At 35.9% G+C, this 14611-nt stretch carries 12 protein-coding genes; 1 reads left to right on the plus strand and 11 read right to left on the minus strand.

The genetic code is table 11. The features are described 5' to 3' along the window. Positions 1–86: 86 nt before the first annotated feature. The 11 genes from queA to V3Z67_RS06405 form a co-directional block, all read right to left on the minus strand. Entirely contained in the window at positions 87–1136 is a 1050-nt protein-coding gene (gene queA / locus V3Z67_RS06355; protein WP_330442514.1) for a tRNA preQ1(34) S-adenosylmethionine ribosyltransferase-isomerase QueA, read from the minus strand. A gap of 98 nt (positions 1137–1234) precedes the next feature. After that, positions 1235–2458 carry a 3-phosphoshikimate 1-carboxyvinyltransferase gene (gene aroA, locus V3Z67_RS06360; protein ID WP_330442515.1) on the minus strand — a complete coding sequence of 408 codons (1224 nt, stop codon included), beginning with the start codon at positions 2456–2458 and terminating at the stop codon, positions 1235–1237. Positions 2459–2462: 4 nt separating this feature from the next. Then, a complete protein-coding gene (locus V3Z67_RS06365) occupies positions 2463–2672 on the minus strand; it encodes a hypothetical protein (protein ID WP_330442516.1) in 210 nt (69 codons plus the stop codon). A 38-nt stretch (positions 2673–2710) separates the two neighbouring features. Beyond that, on the minus strand, positions 2711–3037 hold the full coding sequence (locus V3Z67_RS06370) for a nucleotide pyrophosphohydrolase (RefSeq protein WP_330442517.1): 327 nt from the start codon (positions 3035–3037) through the stop codon (positions 2711–2713). Position 3038: 1 nt separating this feature from the next. Then, entirely contained in the window at positions 3039–4988 is a 1950-nt protein-coding gene (locus V3Z67_RS06375; protein WP_330442518.1) for a DUF3857 domain-containing protein, read from the minus strand. A 2-nt stretch (positions 4989–4990) separates the two neighbouring features. Beyond that, the gene (locus V3Z67_RS06380) at positions 4991–7006 is read right to left on the minus strand and encodes a DUF3857 domain-containing protein (protein ID WP_330442519.1); all 2016 of its coding nucleotides are present in this window, start codon (positions 7004–7006) and stop codon (positions 4991–4993) included. Further along, positions 7007–9022: a DUF3857 and transglutaminase domain-containing protein gene (locus tag V3Z67_RS06385; RefSeq protein WP_330442520.1), complete on the minus strand. Its 2016-nt coding sequence runs from the start codon at positions 9020–9022 to the stop codon at positions 7007–7009. Positions 9023–9062: 40 nt separating this feature from the next. Next, complete coding sequence (locus V3Z67_RS06390) at positions 9063–10964, minus strand: DUF3857 domain-containing protein (RefSeq protein WP_330442521.1); 1902 nt, start codon at positions 10962–10964, stop codon at positions 9063–9065. A 49-nt stretch (positions 10965–11013) separates the two neighbouring features. Further along, on the minus strand, positions 11014–11466 hold the full coding sequence (gene dtd, locus V3Z67_RS06395; RefSeq protein WP_330442522.1) for a D-aminoacyl-tRNA deacylase: 453 nt from the start codon (positions 11464–11466) through the stop codon (positions 11014–11016). After that, positions 11466–12437: a ribosome small subunit-dependent GTPase A gene (gene rsgA, locus V3Z67_RS06400; protein WP_330442523.1), complete on the minus strand. Its 972-nt coding sequence runs from the start codon at positions 12435–12437 to the stop codon at positions 11466–11468. The genes dtd and rsgA overlap by 1 nt, the downstream gene beginning before the upstream one ends. Before the next feature lie 36 nt (positions 12438–12473). After that, positions 12474–13562, minus strand: a complete 1089-nt coding sequence (locus V3Z67_RS06405; protein ID WP_330442524.1) for a bifunctional 3-deoxy-7-phosphoheptulonate synthase/chorismate mutase type II — start codon at positions 13560–13562, stop codon at positions 12474–12476. 152 nt (positions 13563–13714) lie between these two features. On the opposite strand from V3Z67_RS06405, the gene gldA reads away from it, so the two are divergent. After that, complete coding sequence (gldA, locus tag V3Z67_RS06410; protein ID WP_330442525.1) at positions 13715–14611, plus strand: gliding motility-associated ABC transporter ATP-binding subunit GldA; 897 nt, start codon at positions 13715–13717, stop codon at positions 14609–14611.

The following is a 14611-nucleotide window of genomic DNA, read 5'->3' on the forward strand; positions in this document are numbered from 1 at the left end:
GCCGTAAAATTACATAATTAATAAAAAAACAGGAAACAAAAAATCCTGCCGTTAAAAGCAGGATTAATTTTTTATCATTTTTCTAATTAAAGAATAAGCATCGCATCTCCGTAAGAGTAGAATTTATACCCTTCCTTCACTGCCTCTTCATACGCTTTCTTCATTAAATCGTGCCCCATAAAAGCACTAATCATCATAAGAAGTGTAGATTTTGGTGTATGAAAGTTAGTAATCATACAATCGGCAACACTAAAATCATATGGAGGGAATATAAACTTATTAGTCCATCCTACATAAGGGTTTAATGTTTTTTGTGAAGAAACCGAACTTTCCATTGCCCTCATAGTAGTTGTACCTACAGCACATACTTTACTTTTAGCAGTTTTAGCCTTATTTACAATATCACAGGCCTCCTGAGTAATGATTAATTCTTCAGAATCCATTTTGTGTTTAGATAGATCTTCTACCTCAACCGGGTTAAAAGTTCCTAAACCAACGTGAAGTGTAACCTCTGCAAAGTCAATACCTTTTATCTCAAGCCTTTTTAAAAGGTGCTTAGAGAAGTGAAGTCCGGCAGTTGGCGCAGCAACAGCTCCTTCTTCTTTAGCATAGATAGTCTGGTAACGATCTGCATCTTCAGGAACCACTTCCCTGTTTATGTATTTAGGTATTGGAGTTTCTCCAAGTTCGTTAAGCTTAGCTCTGAACTCTTCGTATGAACCGTCGTATAAAAATCGTAAAGTTCTTCCTCTTGAAGTAGTATTATCTATAACCTCAGCTACAAGAGAATCATCATCTCCGAAATAAAGTTTATTACCTATCCTGATTTTTCTTGCAGGATCTACAAGCACATCCCAAAGACGTTGTTCTGAATTCAGTTCACGTAACAGGAAAACCTCAATTCTTGCTCCCGTTTTTTCTTTATTACCATATAAACGGGCAGGAAATACTTTAGTGTTATTAAGCACCATTACATCTCCTTCGTCAAAATACTCAAGAATATCTTTAAAAAGCCTGTGCTCAATAGTATTTGTTTTTCTGTTAACCACCATTAAACGGGATTCATCCCTGTTTTCTGCAGGAAATTCAGCCAGCAATTCTTTTGGCAGATTGAAATTGAAGTTTGATAATTTCATCTTTGTATTTTTAATTGAGTGCAAATATACTACCGCAAAACAGGGGTTGTCAAGTATTTTGGGATATATTTATTTTTTAACTGATGAAAGCCTTTAATTTAAAGCGTTTTTACAGCTATGCCTATCTGCTTCAGATCGTCCCAAAATGACGGGTATGATTTAGAAACCACACCTGCATCATTTATTATAACCGATGTTTTTAATGCAAGCGGAGCAAATGCCATTGCCATACGATGATCGTTATAAGTATCTATAGCCACATCGTTATTTATATGACCTGATGGTTCTAATATCAGAGAATCGTTAGTCACAGTAACCATGGCTCCCAGTTTGGTAAGTTCTGTTTTGAGAGCCTCTAGCCTGTCGGTTTCCTTAATTTTAAGGGTATGAAGTCCGGTTAAATGACACTCTACTCCCACACCGAAACAGGTTACAGCAATAGTCTGGGCAATATCGGGTGTGTTTACCAAATTTAAATTAAGCTGTTTTTGTACTTCACCTGTATTTTTTAGTATGATTGTGTTTCCGTTAAAAGTTGTTTCAACACCCAGTTCTTTATAAATCTCTGAAAGCGCGCTGTCGCCCTGAAGGCTTTTTTGCACATAAGAAGAAAGACTTACTTCAGTTCCCTTTTGAGCTAATGCTACTAATGAATAAAAATAAGAGGCACTACTCCAGTCACTCTCTACTGTTAACGTGACTGGATTAACCTTCTCTACAGGCTTAACCCTAATTACATTATTCTTTAAGACTGCCGATATCCCAACCTGATTTAAAAGATTAAGTGTCATTTGCAGGTAAGGCAATGATGTTATTTCTCCGTCAAGCGTAATTTCAAGTCCGTTTTTAAGTTTAGCCGCAACAAGTAATAAAGCCGTAATATACTGACTACTTATGTTTGCCTTTAAAGTAACCTTATCAGATACTATCTCCGTCCCTGTAATCTTTAATGGCGGATAGCCTTCATTCTCCGCATATTCTATTTTAGCACCTAAACTCTTTAAAGCATCTACAAGTATACCTATAGGACGCTCCTTCATTCTGGCAGAACCTGCAAGTATTACTTCCTTATCGGGAGTCACAGCAAAATAAGCCGTAAGAAAACGCATGGCAGTACCGGCATGATGAATATCTATCACATTTTTATCACTATTCAATGCTTTAGTCATAACAGATGAATCATCTGAATTGGAAACATTTTCTACAGTAATTTGAGGATACAAAGCCTGCAATAGTAAAAGCCTGTTAGACTCTGATTTACTTCCCGTTATTTGTATTGACGAAGAAAGCATCCCGGAGGATGCTTTTAGTAGAATATTCATTAATCTAAATATTTTTATTTTTCTTACTAAACCACTTTCCTTCCCTAATCTTTGATATTATAAACATTTCACTCAATGTCATAAACAAAGTAAAAGATGCCATAAAGCGCCATTTGTTCTCAAAGTCATTCCACCCGTCAATAAGGACAAGAATGACAGCAAGCGGAAAGAAGATAACTATACCCCCTATAAAATGTGCTATTTTTTCTTTCATAATCATTTAGGCTTGTAACAACTCAAAAATAAGAAATTTTACTTTAGTTTTTCATTATTGTGATGACGATCGTGATCACGTTTGGTTTTAATATCCATTTTTTTATCAAAAGCAGTCTGTAAGTCTACCCCTGTTTGGTTTGCAAGACACAGCACTACAAAAACAACATCGGCCAGTTCTTCGCCTAAATCCTTATTTTTATCACTCTCTTTTTCACTTTGCTCACCATAACGTCGGGCAATAATTCTTGCTACCTCCCCCACCTCTTCGGTAAGCTGAGCCATATTGGTTAACTCATTAAAATAACGAACACCATGTTCTTTTATCCAATTATCAACTTCCTGCTGTGCGTTTTTAATATCCATTTTATATTTTTTTAAGTACTATTTTTTCTGCCTGCTTTTTTAAAGTAAGTCCTTCCATTTCCTTAAGACTGTCATAATATTCAGGTCCAACTGTTGAATAATTTTGTGCACTTATGCACAGTACCTGTATCTGGTTACCGGAACTGCTTAACCTGAAAGTAAAATCAATTATACCATCTACACTTGAAAGGCGAGTTGCCTCCGGCATTGACTCAACAGCATAACCTTCGGGAATGGTAAACACAAAGCTATACCTTACCTGCGAAGGATACACAAAATCCAATGAATATAATCGCTTTTCCTCATTAAAACTGTTTTCAGTCTCTGTATAAAATAGTAGCGGAGATAAATAAATCATATCACCAACTATTTCTGCATGTCCTACAGAGTTAAAATCATAACTTACCTGAACAATACTTCCCTCATCGGGCTTATACTCCAAATTACTTATTTCAATATTCCCCATAGCGTTTTCCAGCTTATCCATATGCTTATCATCAGAAATATTGTCAAAATACGTTTTATACGTCATAGCGTCATAATCTGAATATTTACAGTTTAGTTTACCCGCAACAGCACCGTTTGCACTAAGTTTAGCATTTATAAACACCATTTCTTTTGACAGCTTTACAGGATTAAGATGAATCTCCTTCCAAGTATTATTTTCTCTTAGCAACCATCCTGAACCATTTAAATCTCTTACAGGAAGAATATCCGGACTTGAAAAAGGTTCGGTCGCATCCAGCAGAATTTGCTTATCGTTTACCTCAACTGCACATATGACAAAATCATAAGAATTGATACTTGTATAGGTAGCAAATCCATTATCTTTTGTGCTCAACACAACAGGATTTGCATTAAGCCCTGCATGCCTTAGCATGGCTGTAAGCATAAGGTTTATTTCAGCACCGCTTCCTGACCTCTCATCATATGCTTTTTTGACTCCGTCATGACAGTAAAGACCACGTTTTTCATTCCATGCCATCCTGTTTTTAACATAGTTAAAAATAACAATAAGCTTTTCATCATCACCATTAACATTCTTAATTAAAGCATCAATATCATCTTTAAAATAAGATGTTTTTTTAATTTCTCTGCCAAAGTCATCGTCATCATACAAAGTTTTTGCTACCGACTCCCAATTACTGGTATATTTTGTTTCTTTTTCATCCAAATCTCTGGCCGATGCCAACTCATGCTTTACATACAACCTGTAATTATCTGGGTTATCTATATAGCTTTCTGTTTTAAATGCCGGAAGATTTTCTATAGAATAGGTTTGTTTTATTTCCTGAAAGGTGATTTTTGCACTCCTAACATACAATGACTTTCTATTAACCTCTGTGTCTTCTTTTAACTCATAATAAGAATTCAAAATTCTGTTATAGGTAAAAAGCTGAGGAATATTCACAGTGTATTCTATATAATTTACAGGTATTTTTTCCTGAAAGTACCAATCAGGAAAACTGTGTATATAAGGCGATTTAACTACATACTTATATTCTATAACCGATCCTTCTTTTACATCCTGAAGGATTATTTTTTTTAATCTTCTGGTAGAACTTATTTCATCTGTGTGATCATCTCCCTTTTTAAGAGATGTTTTCTCTATCTCCCCATTGACAAGATTATAAGTAGAGGCTTCTTCAAAAGTAACCGACTCGCCGTTTATTCTTTTGTAATAATAGGGAACATTAACATTCGCGTATTTATAACCTTTTTTAGTATACACCTTAAGCCTTACCTCAACTTCTGTAATAATAACCCATCTATCATTATCTATTTTAAAGTAAGTATTCCCCTTCTTATATAATACTGCTGCGTCTGCCGAAGGGTCTAGAGGATGCTCTTTCTCCATTAGCTCTTCTTTAGACACCTCCTCTAATCCATAATCCTTTGCCGTCACAGCAAATGATATCAAAAGAAAAAAGAAAACTGTAATTTTTTTCATAACTATTCTTTTACCAATACTATTTTCTCTGTTTGCTTTTTAACCAGATCTCCGTAAAATGCTTTAAAGTCCCTATAGTATTCAGGATTAATCCTGGCGTATTTAACATCTTCCTGAGCTATAATTTGTATTTGATTGTTTTGATTTACAGCCACTACAAACTTATATGAAACAAAATCATCTTGTGTGCCTAACGCTATTGATTCGGGCAACGACTCTACTTTATAACCATCAGGAATATTTATGGTTATAGCATATCTTTCCTGACGCGGATATAAAACATCAATAGGATAAACCCTCTCTTCCTGCTTAAAAGGGTTTTGGGTCATCCCCAGCATAAGCATAGGAGAAAAATACATTTTATCACCTGCAACATCTACGTCACTTGTAAATGACACCTCTTCTACTACTGCCTTACTAACCTCATTAACATTTAATGCTTTATATTCTTCAACCCTGATACCGTATCTGTTTTCAAGTCCTCTGATTTTATCATCCTCTGAGCTATTTCCTTTTTCCTCTCTGTAAAGTAAAGCTTCATAGTCAAAATACTGCTTTTTCATGTCGCCATCTATTTGACCTTCGGCATCGAGGGAAGCTATCAGCATAACATTTGTTCTGGACTTCTTTTCGGGCATCAAACTAATTTCCTTTGCCTTCAAATCATCGGTAATCATCCTACCAAAAACATTAAGGGTTCTTACCGGAACCACATCAATACCGGCATTTTTACTTGTAGCATCCAGAAGTACTACTTTACCGGGTAGTTGAGCCCCTGCAATAACATAGTTAAACTCACTCCTGTTTACAAAAGCCACGTGTCCGTTATCCCTTGTGCTCAAGAGTATTGGATTAGCATTTACACGTGCATACTTAAGCATGGAAACCAGCATAAGGTTTATATCGGCAGAATTACCTGTTCTGTTATCATATGCTCTTTTTAAATTACCTGTACACAAATACGATTTATCTCCGTTCCATGCCATTTTATTTTTTACATAATCAAAAATAATCTCTATTTTTTTCTCATCGTTAGTTACTCCTTGTAATAGAGCATCAACATCCTCCCTGTAGTAAGACTGATTTTCAATTTGTTTCCCAAAATCTTCATCTTCGTATATTTTGGACGCTACAGTATCCCAGTCTGAAGCATATTTCTTTTCAGCTTCTCCCGGCATTTGTGAGCTGGATAACTGATGTTTTACAAAAGATCTGTAGTTATTAATATTATCTACAAATACCTCATTCTTTAAAGCAGGTACATTTTCGGCTTTATAGATATATACATTTTCGGTAAATGTTAACGACGCCTTTTCTGACTTGTTAGACCCACTTGATGTACCATAAACCCCTTTCCCTACTGATGTACTGTATTCCCTGTAGGCATTTCTTGTTTTTTTATCCTGTTCTAAAGGAAAGTAAGGACTCAATATCCTGCTGTAAACAAAACATTGTGGCACTCCAAATTCAACCTCTGACTTTTTAACCGGAATATCTCTTTGAAAATACCAGTCTGGCAGGCTCGCTATATAAGGCGTTTTTTTCACATAACGGAACTCAATAACACTACCTTCTTTCACATTAGGAAATGCTACTTTTTTAACCCTCCATTTTTTATTTATCTCTTCATCAAAAACATCATCATCCTTAATTTTAGTCTTATCAACCTTTCCGTCTAACAAATTATAAACAACAAGATCTGAAAAATCAACGCTTTCACTATTTACCCCATCAACATAATAACTCACGCCTTCATTAGCATAACCATAACCGTCTTTACTATACACTTTAAGTCTTACAAAAACATCGGTCACTATAATCCATTTTCCCTGGCTGTTAAAATCAAAAGAAATTTCCCCTTTTTCATAAAGTACAGCTGCAGTAGCATCTATATCATAAGGGCATGCTTTTTCTTCCAGTTCTTTTTCAGATACCTTACCCGGCTTGTAGTTTTGAGCAAACAAAGTAGTTGAAGTTAACAACAATAATAAAACACTAATTTGTTTTCCTGTTTTCATTTAAATCTTTTTTGTAAGTACAATTTTTTCTGTTTGCTTTTCTATCATTTTCTGATAAAAATCTTTAATCACAGTATAATACATTGGTGAGACATTAGCATAATTTATATCTGAAATAGCCATAAGCTGTATTTGATTGTTTTGTGACTGGATGGTAAATTTAAACGACCCTATATTTTCTTCCATAGCCAAAGCAATAGATTCCGGCAACGACTCTACCATATAACCATCAGGAATTTTTAAATTAATCATATACCTGTATTCCGAAGGAAAAACAAAATCTATAGGATATTCCCTTTTTTCCTGTTTAAAAGGATTCTCTTCTCTAGTAAAAAACAATAACGGATTAATATAAATTTTATCCCCTATTACATCTGTAACGTTATTATGGGTAAAATTAAATTCTTCTGTTACCGGCTTACTAAATTCATCATGAACCACAGTGTAGTCATTAATCTCAATACCGTTATATCTTTCTTCAAGTTTTTCAAGATAGCTGTCTTCATTTGTACCACTATAGGCTTCCCTAAACAAGTAGGCATGATAATCATAATATTGATCTCTTGCTTTACCCGATATGACTCCGTCTTCTCCTATTTCTCCCATTATAGTAATATTCTCTTTGGAGTTAAACTGAGGCAGCATATTTATCGCAACCGAAGTTCCGTCTTTCTTTATAAGTCTTCCCTCCCAGTTAAGCGACCTTATAGGCCTTATATTAGGCAGTGCAGCTTTTGAACTTGCATCCAGAAGCACAAAGCCTCCCTGTAGCTCAACAGATGCAATTACATAATTAAAAGCAGATCTGTTAGGGAATAGTGCTATTTTACTTGACCTAGTAGTTACCAATACCGGATTAGCCTCTAAACCGGCATAATTTAGCATTGCTGTAAGCATTAAATTAATTTCAGCAATGTTACCGGTTTTACTTTTATAAGCCTGTTTAACCCCATCATGACAACTATATCCGTAATAATCGTTCCAGTTCATTCTGTCTCTTACATAAGTAAATATAATAGCTAATTTTTCTTCAGGCGAAGTAACACCTGCTATAAGAGCATCAACATCATCTTCAAAATAATTTGTTTTTTTAAGCTCCCCTCCAAAATTATCATTCTTATAAATAGTTTTAGCCAGGTCTTCCCATGTATGAGAGTATGATTTTACAGTCTCATTAGGGTATTGTGCCATGGTAAGCTCATGCTCAATACTACTGGTATAATTATCTATATTATTAACAAAACGCTCTCCTTTTAACATTGGAGCATTCTCTATAATATAGGTTACAACATTTTCAAAATAGTTAATTTCATTGTTAGAAAAACCGGTTTTACTAGCATTAAAACCCTGCCCTCCACTTCTGTTTTTTGATGTGTAAGTAAACTTTTTATTATTCTTTGTCCTATTAACCTTAGGTACAAGGTACCCCCTGAACACAGGATTAAAAGTATAATATTCCGGTATCCTGGTCGTATATTCAGAATAGTTTACCGGTATAGATTCCTGAAATCTCCACTCAGGAAAAACACTGGTAAAAGGAGATCTTATTTCATAATGGTATTCTACAATACTACCCTCTTTTACATCGGGCATCATTATTTTTTTCTGCCTGTAAAATTTGCTTAACTCTTCATCAAACTCTCCTTCTCTTTTTAACTTCGTTTTTTCAACTTTACCGTCTATCAGGTTATAAGTTGCCGCTTTATTAAAGTCAACCGACTCATCTCCGTTATCAGAGTGATAATAACTTACAACTTTATTTGCCCAATCATAGCCATCTTTGGTATAAATCTTTATTTTCATATCAACTTCGGTAACTAAAGTAAAACCTTCATTTTCTGAAAGCTCCATATAGGTATCCCCTATTGAAAATAATATTGCTGCCGGCGCTGTAGAGTCTGACGGATGTCTTTTTTGAGCCAGCTCTTCTTTAGTTACTTTTCCAAGCTCATATTTTTGAGCATAGGTAGTATGACCCGCTAAAAGCAGGAACATAAAAAATTTGAAAATCTTCATAGTTGTAAGGTTTGGTTTTGATTTGGTTCGGTTTGTGTTTTTATTGTTTTAGTAGTACTACTTTTGCATTATCATTACGGCTTATTTTTTCCCTAAACTGCCTGTACAGGTCGTAATCTGATTTTTCATACATACCTTTATTAATTACAAGGGTCCTCTTATATACAAGTTTATTCCCCTCAACAAGATTACACTCTGCCTTGTACTCTCCAAATTTCTCTTTAATATCCACAGCATTAGGCATAGCCTCTATAGTATACCCTTCAGGCAGGGTTATAACAACCTCATCATTATCACAATAACCACGCAAAATTTCAAAAGGATTATATCTCTTACGGTAGCGTTGCGGTACATTATCATTTTGATTAAAAGCATTAACAGCAAATATTAACCTTTGCCCGCTTAGGCTTGCGTAGCTGTTTGCCTCAAGCTCCAAAACTTCTGTAAACTCAGCGTCCTTACGATTATTGGAAAGCTGAATTTTATTGAGTTTAAGATTATTGATATTACTAAAATAACTGGACTTGTAAACTTTATCCAAGTCATCCTGTGAACTTCCCTCAAGTTGATACTTATTATTATACTGTATCCCTTTTGATACTACAGTAAGCCCACCTGTTATTTTCCCGTCAGCGGAAAGGGTATAATCCCCTTTTAAAAACTGAGTATTTTCTTCCTTTTCATAAACATGGGTACGTATTAACTCACCCTTTTCCGGCCTGATAACCAAAGCCATTCTGTCATCGGTAAAATTACCCTGAAATGCAAACGGAACAACCTGACTGGTACATTCCAGCCATATCATTTCGTCATTGTTTGGGATTGCAAGTATCATATGATTACCCTGCATAGAAACAAAATCATCTGTTATATCTTTTTTACCCGGGTCACCATAAATAACTGTACAGTAAGACTCAACTCCAACTTCTTTTAATAAAGCTCTGGTATAATTTGAAAGCGCTTTACAATCACCATACCCTAATCTGTCTACATCTTTAGCAAGCATAGGTCTCCACCCGCCAATACCAAGCTGAATACTAACATAACGGGTTTTATCCTGAACGTACTTATATACTATTCTTGCCTTTTTTAACCTGTCGGTTTCTGTACCAACTAATTCTTTTATTTTTACTTTAGTCTCATCAGGAAGTTCATCAGTCCCTACAAGCAAATTATTATAATACCATGATCCAAAAGAAGCCCAGTCTGAAAACTCACCATCTACTCCTTCAAGGTGTATACTGGTTAATGAAAACATTACTTTTGGCATAACAGAAGCATATGGAGTATAGGCTTCCGATTTGATTGCAGAAACATTTTCACATGTTAATTTAAGCAAACCTTCCTGCTCCTCTTTAGTTATTGTAATATCATTGGTATTATATTCCTTATATCTAAATCCAAGACCGGGATCATAAGTAATGCTATATTCTGACTTCTCTACCGAAGTAAAAAGCCCCTCAACAGGAGCCCATGGAGAGATAAAAGCTGTATTTATGGTTTCTAATTCACTTTCATAAACTACAGTAAAAGGATATTGCACCGGTGTATAATTAAGATACAGCACTTTATTATCTGTAATCCCTACACCTTGGGATACCGAAGCCATTTTAAAATCTTTTTTCTTAATTTTCTTTATCTCGCTCCCCGCCGCATTATATATTACAGCCTGTAAGGATTTAACTTTTTCAGAATCGGAAAAATATTCATAGAAACCAGCACTTTCAAACCCTGTTTCGTTTAAAAAAGTAATCACTTTTTTCTCACTAACTTTCATTGACTTACGTGAGGAGATTTCAACATTTGTAGTATTTAAACGCACAACGGCGTTTGCATGTTCTTTTAACTCAGCAGGAATAGAAAATGCAGATAGATTTTCCTGAGCTTTAATATTATAACAAAAGAACAGTAGTAGTAAAGGTGTGTAAATTCTTAAAAACATTTTGTTAAAACTTTTGTCCAAAAATAACCGTTTTTAACAAAACAGAAAATTATTCTTTGTTTTTTGAATCAATCAAAATAGTTACGGGACCATCATTTACAAGAGCAACTTTCATATCGGCTCCAAATTCACCTGTTTGAATAACCTTTCCTGTTTCCTGCTGTAATGTTTTAACAAAAGTTTCGTAAAGCGGAATTGCCACATCTGGCTTAGCTGCTTTTATATACGACGGACGATTTCCTTTTTTTGTTGCAGCATGTAACGTAAACTGACTTACAACTATAATATCCCCATCAGCTTCGGTAACACTTAGGTTCATTACTCCGTTATCATCTCCAAAAATCCTGAGCTTTGCTATTTTAGCGCACAACCAGTTTATATCTTCGTTAGTATCTGCATCCTCAATACCTACAAGTATTAAAAGTCCTTTTTGAATATCGGCAGGTTTCCTGCCCTCTATGGTTACAGATGCTTCGCTTACTCTTTGTATTACTACTCTCATTATTCCTGGTTATCACTGGCACGACCATCGCCATAAATATCGGTTCGGTAATTCTCGTCTTCTCCATCCAGCATTTGCAGATAACTCTTATAACGTGACCAGGATATCTCATCATTTTCCAGAGCATCTTTAACGGCACAATAAGGTTCATCCTTATGCAGGCAGTTGTTAAACTTACACTGATCCTTAAGTGCAAAAAACTCCGGAAAATAATCTCCCAGTTCATCCTTCTCCATATCTACAACACCAAAGCCCCTTATACCCGGAGTATCTATTATTTTGGCATCAAAATCAAGCTCAAACATTTCGGCAAAGGTAGTGGTATGCTGCCCCTGGCTGTGTTGTTCAGATATTTCTTTGGTTTTAAGGTTTAGAGAAGGCTGTAGCTTATTGATAAGTGTTGATTTCCCAACTCCCGAATGACCGGAAAACATGTTTACATTACCTTTCATAAGTTCTTTAAGTTCATCAATGCCTTTATTTTCGGTAGCCGAAACTCTTAAACATTTATAGCCTATAGTACTGTATATATATTGCAGGTAAAGCTGTTCGTCCAGCATCTCTTCGGTAAAAGTATCTATCTTATTAAAAACAATTACCGCTTCAATACCATAAGCCTCTGCCGTTACTAAAAAGCGGTCTATAAAGCTGGTAGTAGTAACAGGGTTATTTATAGTTACAAGCAGAAAAAGTTTATCAATATTAGAAGCTATAATGTGTACCTGCTTTGAAAGGTTTACCGATTTACGAATGATATAATTCTTACGTTCGTGGATGTTATTAATGGTACCTGTAGTATCGTCTGAAGTCTCGTCAAGCTCAAAATCCACCACATCACCTACCGCTACAGGGTTAGTACTCTTAATTCCCTTAATACGGAATTTACCCTTAATACGGCATTCATAAAAGTCGCCTGCTTCCGTTTTAACGGTATACCAGCTTCCGGTAGATTTATAAACAAGTCCTGTCATTCGGCAAAGATAATTATTTTAAACCCATGAGTTTTGCTATTCTTCCTTATTAATAATGTTTTGCTGATGATTGATGCTTTCCTGATGAATTGCCCTGAAAAGCTGAAGAATAAATTCTTCACTGAGGCTTTCTTCCTTACCGCCCGCTTTCATCTTTTCCAATATGGCTTTCCAACGGCGGTTTTGAAGTATGGCTACATTATTTTCTTTTTTAATAACACCTATTTCATCAGCAATACGCATACGGTTACCTAATATTTCTATCAGTTTTGTATCATACTCATCAATGCGAAGCCTTAATTTCTCAAGTTTATCATTAAAGGCATCCCCTTCTACCGATTTATGGCGCACCACAAGATTTTTCAATATCTGTTTAAGCGCATCAGGTGTTACCTGCTGCGCTGCATCGCTCCAGGCATTATCCGGATTATTATGGGTTTCAATCATCAATCCGTCATAATTAAGATCAAGCGCTTGTTGTGACACCTGCTGAATCATATCCCGCTTACCCGTTATATGTGAAGGGTCGCAGATAATAGGCAGGTTAGGAAATCTTTCATGAAGCTCTATCGCAAGCTGCCATTCCGGTATGTTCCTGTATTTCGTTTTCTCATAAGTAGAGAATCCTCTATGTATTACCCCCAGTTTTTCAATACCGGCATTGTACAATCTTTCAATGCCGCCAATCCAAAGGGCTAAATCAGGATTCACAGGGTTTTTCACCAAAACAATCTTATTGGTACCTGCAAGTGCATCGGCAATTTCCTGAACTGCAAAAGGGTTAACTGTAGTACGGGCACCTATCCAAAGTACATCTATATCATGTTCCAGTGCCAGTTGTACATGGTGGGCATTTGCCACCTCAACAGCCATCAGCAGTCCGGTTTCTTCCTTAGCCTTTTGCAGCCACTTAAGTCCTATGGCACCTACACCTTCAAAACCTCCCGGCCTGGTACGTGGTTTCCATATCCCGGCACGGTATATTGTAACGTCCGATTGTTTTAACTGCTTTGCAATATCCAGTACCTGCTCCTCTGTTTCTGCACTGCAGGGGCCTGCTATAACTAACGGGTGCGAAAGATTAAAATCTTCCAGCCACCTTCTAACTTCAATATTATTTTCCATTTTTTGCATCCGGATACAAATTTAATGCATTTACCCGTTATAAATACTAAGTATATAAGGGTTAAACAAGTGCATGACACAATTTCATAAAATTAACAGCTTATATACCCAACATTTATTTTTCTTAGTACTTTTGTTCAAAATCACAACATATGTCAATCGAGGTTAAGGGTATTTCTAAAAGCTACGGCGAACAAAAAGCGCTTAATGCTGTTTCATTTTCAGTAAAAAAAGGAGAGATTGTTGGTTTCTTAGGTCCTAACGGTGCCGGAAAATCTACATTAATGAAAATCCTTACCACTTATCTTATTGCCGATGAAGGTACGGCAAGTGTAAACGGGCATGATGTTACTACCGAGGAGAAAGCCGTACAAAAATCGGTTGGTTATTTACCGGAACACAACCCGCTTTACCTTGACCTGTATGTTAGGGAATACCTGGCTTTTAATACCGATGTTTATAAAGTCGCTAAATCCCGTATTGAAGAAGTAATACAACTTACCGGGCTTACACCTGAAGCACACAAAAAAATAGGTTCACTTTCCAAGGGGTACCGTCAGCGTGTAGGACTGGCTACAGCATTACTTCACGACCCTGAGGTACTTATACTGGATGAACCTACAACCGGGCTTGACCCAAACCAACTCGTAGAGATACGTGATCTTATAAAGAATATAGGTAAAGATAAAACCGTTTTCCTCTCTACTCATATTATGCAGGAAGTGGAAGCCATTTGCGACCGCGTTATTATTATTAATAAAGGAGAAATTGTAACCGACAAAAAACTGAACAACCTTGTACAGGATTCTCAGCAAATAATCGAAGTGGAATTTGATACTGCCGTAGAAGAAGCAAAACTAAAAACACTTGACAACCTTACAATCGCCAAAAACGTACAGGGACACATATGGGAACTTACGTTCAGTACGGATAAAGACATGCGCCCTGTAATTTTTGACTTTGCACAAAATAACGGCATCAAGACGTTACAACTTAATTTGAAAAACAGAAACCTGGAGTCTGTTTTCAGGGAAATGACCAAGAAGTAA

Origin of the sequence: Flavobacterium sp. C4GT6 (assembly GCF_036347315.1) — a bacterium.
Lineage (GTDB): Bacteria > Bacteroidota > Bacteroidia > Flavobacteriales > Flavobacteriaceae > Flavobacterium.